Annotated in this window: 1 protein-coding gene and 1 pseudogene; both read left to right on the top strand. The window is 69.8% G+C overall.

Annotated elements, in window-relative coordinates:
* Window positions 1–301: formate dehydrogenase accessory sulfurtransferase FdhD (locus ACTHL9_RS15190; RefSeq protein ID WP_440520123.1), on the top strand; the 301-nt coding region annotated here is incomplete at its 5' end.
* Window positions 302–445: 144 nt separating this feature from the next.
* Window positions 446–3,514, top strand: a pseudogene (locus ACTHL9_RS15185) (alpha-mannosidase).
* Window positions 3,515–3,615: the final 101 nt, after the last annotated feature.

Raw genomic sequence — 3,615 nt, 5'->3', positions numbered from 1 at the left:
GGCGGAGCTGCTCTGCCTGCGGGAGGATGTGGGCCGCCACAATGCCGTGGACAAGGTGGTCGGGTGGGCCTTGCGTTCGGGGCAGCTGCCGTTGCGGGAGACGGTGCTTCAGGTTTCGGGCCGGGCCTCGTTCGAACTCGTGCAGAAGGCGGCCATGGCCGGAATCCCCGTGCTGGCCGCCGTCAGCGCGCCCTCAACCCTCGCGGCCGAGCTGGCAGAGGAACTGGGTGTGACTCTCGTCGGATTCAGCCGCGGGACGAGCTTCAACGTGTACGCGGGTCACGAGCGGCTCCTCGCCTAACCCCCGTTGTGGGGTCTTTGGCGCCCTGTTGCGGGGTCTTTGGCCAGCGCCCTTGACCCCGCAAGGGGAGGCGCTTCCCCTCTGCGCTACGGGCGAGTAGCTTTGACTGAGGAGATTAGTCAAACGATTGGATCGAGCAGCATCGTGCACGACGACAGGCTCATCACCGAAGCGCGCATCGACAGGTTCCTCCGCGATCGGCTCCAACCGGCCGTGTATCGCCGTATAGCACCCCTCAGCATCGGTCGCTGGGACGTTCCGGGTGAACCGGTTCCCTGGACGGAGGCCGCGGGCCAGACGTACGTAACCGGGGCCCCCGGGGAGCCGTGGGGGCGGGCATGGGGAACAACGTGGCTGCGGCTGGAGGGCCAGGTCCCGACTGGCTGGGGAGAGGACGGCTTCTTCGTCGAGGCCGTCATCGACTTGGGGTTCTCCGCCCAAGTGCCCGGCTTCCAGTGCGAGGGCCTTGCGTGGAGCTCCGACGGCAGGCCTATCAAGGCGATCAACCCGCGCAACCGCTACGTGCCCCTCACTGCGCTCGGTGGAGGCCCTGACGTCCTCTTCTATGTCGAAGCCGCCGGGAACCCGGATCTGGCCCGGAACTGGGAATTCGCGCCGACAGCGCAGGGCGACCTCGAGACAGCGAGCCGCGAGCCCCTTTACCGCCTCGGCGAGCTGGTCCTCGCGGAGCGGGATGTCGAGGTGTGGGAACTCGTCCAGGACGTGTTCAGCCTCCGCGGCCTCATGCACGAGCTGCCCATGGATCGGCCCAGACGGTATGAGATCCTCCGTGCGCTCGAGCGGATGTGCGACGTCATGGACCCCGACGACATCTCGGGGACGGCGAGCGGCGGGCGGGCGGCGCTCGCAGGCGCGCTAGCGGCGCCGGCGAGCGCGAGTTCCCTCCGGCTCATCGTCACGGGACACGCCCACATCGACTCGGCTTGGCTTTGGCCCGTCCGCGAGACGATCCGCAAGTGTGCCCGGACGTTCTCCAACGTCGTCTCGCTGATGGACGACGATCCCGAGTTCATGTTCGCGTGCTCGTCGGCGCAGCAGCTCGCCTGGATGAAGGAGCTGTACCCGGATCTTTTCGAGCGGATCAAGGAGAAGGTTGCCGAGGGCCGGTTCGTGCCGGTCGGCGGGAGGTGGGTCGAAGCGGACGGGAACCTGCCGGGCGGCGAGGCCATGGCCCGCCAGTTCATCGAGGGCAAGCACTTCTTCCTCGAGGAGTTCGGCGTCGAATGCGAAGAATGCTGGCTGCCTGATTCGTTCGGCTACTCGGCCGCGCTCCCGCAGATCGTGCGCTCCGCCGGTGCCCGCTACTTCCTCACGCAGAAGACGTCGTGGAATCAGACCAACCGGATCCCGCATCACAGCTTCCTGTGGGAGGGCCTCGACGGCAGCCGCGTCTTCACGCACTTCCCGCCGAGCGACAACTACAATTCGGACCTTGCCGCGTCAGAGCTCGCGTACGCGGAGAAGAACTTCCGCGAGAAGGGTCGAGCCACGCTGGGCCTGATCCCCTTCGGCTACGGCGACGGTGGCGGCGGCCCCACGCGCGAGATGATCGCCGCAGCCCACCGCGCGAGGGATCTTGAAGGGTCGCCGCGCGTCGAGCTCGGCGTGCCCCGCGACTTCTTCCGGGCAGCGGAGGCCGAGTATGCCGACCCGCCCGTGTGGACGGGGGAGATGTACCTCGAGAAGCACCGCGGGACGTTCACGAGCCAGGCCGAGACGAAGCGCGGCAACCGCCGGTGCGAGCATCTCCTGCGCGAGGCCGAGCTGTGGTGCGCGACCGCGGCCGTGCGGAAGGGCGCGCCCTAGCCTGCCAAGGAGCTCAAGCGCCTCTGGCGCATGGTCCTCCTCCAGCAATTCCACGACATCCTGCCCGGAAGCTCGATCGCCTGGGTGCATCACGACGCCGAACGCAACTACGCCGCCGTCGCCCGCGACCTCGAGGCGCTGATCGCCGAGGCGGCGCGCGCGCTCGCGGGCGAGGGCGACCGCGAGATCCTCCTCAATGCCGCGCCCCACCCGCGGGCGGGCGTGGCGGCGCTCGGCGCGGGCCCGGTCGCCCCGGCCGCGGCGCCGGCGTCGCTTGAGCGGACGACGGCGGGCGGCGGCGAACGCTGGATCCTCGCCAATGGGCTCGTGCGGGCCGAGGTGGACGAACGTGGGCTCCTGGTCTCCCTGAGAAGAGGGGACGACGGCCGCGAGGCGATCGCGCCTGACGCCCCGGGCAACCTGCTCGAGCTCTACCGCGACACGCCCAACGAATGGGACGCGTGGGACATTGACGTCTTCTACCGGCGCAGCCGCACGGCCCTCGCGGACGCCGTCTCGGTCGAGCCCGGGGGAAGGGAACCCAGCGAAGGGGAGCCCGGCGAGGCGATCGTCGAGGTGCGCCGCGAGTTCGGTGCCTCGCGCGTCACGCAGCGACTCGTGCTCGCCCCCGGGGCGCCGTCGCTCCGCATCGAGACCGTGGTGGACTGGCACGAGCGCGACAAGCTGCTCAAGCTCGCCTTCCCACTCGACCTGCGGGCCGACCAGTCGGCCTCCGAGGTCCAGTTCGGCCACGTCCTCCGCTCGATCCCGACGAACACGTCCTGGGACTGGGCCCGCTTCGAGACCTGCGCACACCGGTGGGTCCACGTCGGCGAGGGATCGTTCGGCGTTGCCCTCACCAACTCGTCGACCTACGGGCACGACGTCACGCGGGCCATGCGAGCCGATGGCGGCACCACCACGACCGTGCGCGCCTCGCTCCTCAAGGCGGCGCAGTACCCGGACCCGGAGGCCGATCAGGGCCGCCACGAGTTCGTGCACACCCTGCGCCCCGGAGCCGGAATCCCAGAGGCCGTGGAAGAGGGCTACCGGACGAACCTCGAGCCCCGTCTGGTGAGGGGACGGGACACCGTTGAGCCGCTGATTGCGGTGGACCACCCCGGCGTGGTGGTCGAGGCCGTCAAGCTCGCCGAGGACGGATCGGGCGACGTGGTGGTGCGGCTGTACGAATCGCGCGGAGAGCAGGCGCGGATTACCGTGACTCCTGGGTTCGACGCCATCGGCGCTCAGTCCGTGGATCTCCTCGAGCGGCCGTGGCCCAGCGGTGAGGTGTCAGCGGCCCGCATCTCCGATCTGACGATGGGTGCCTGCAGTGCAGTGCTCCGGCCCTTCCAGCTGGTCACTCTGCGCTTTCGCCGGGGATGACTTGGGCTGAGTGGTGGGGGGCCCGGGGCCCCCCCCCCCCCACCCCCCCAAACACCCACCCCCCCACCCCCCCCCCCGGCGCGGTCCCACCACCACGAATA

It is taken from the genome of Sinomonas sp. (assembly GCF_051955515.1).
Lineage (GTDB): Bacteria > Actinomycetota > Actinomycetes > Actinomycetales > Micrococcaceae > Sinomonas.
This window is presented reverse-complemented; position numbering and strand designations above follow the sequence as displayed.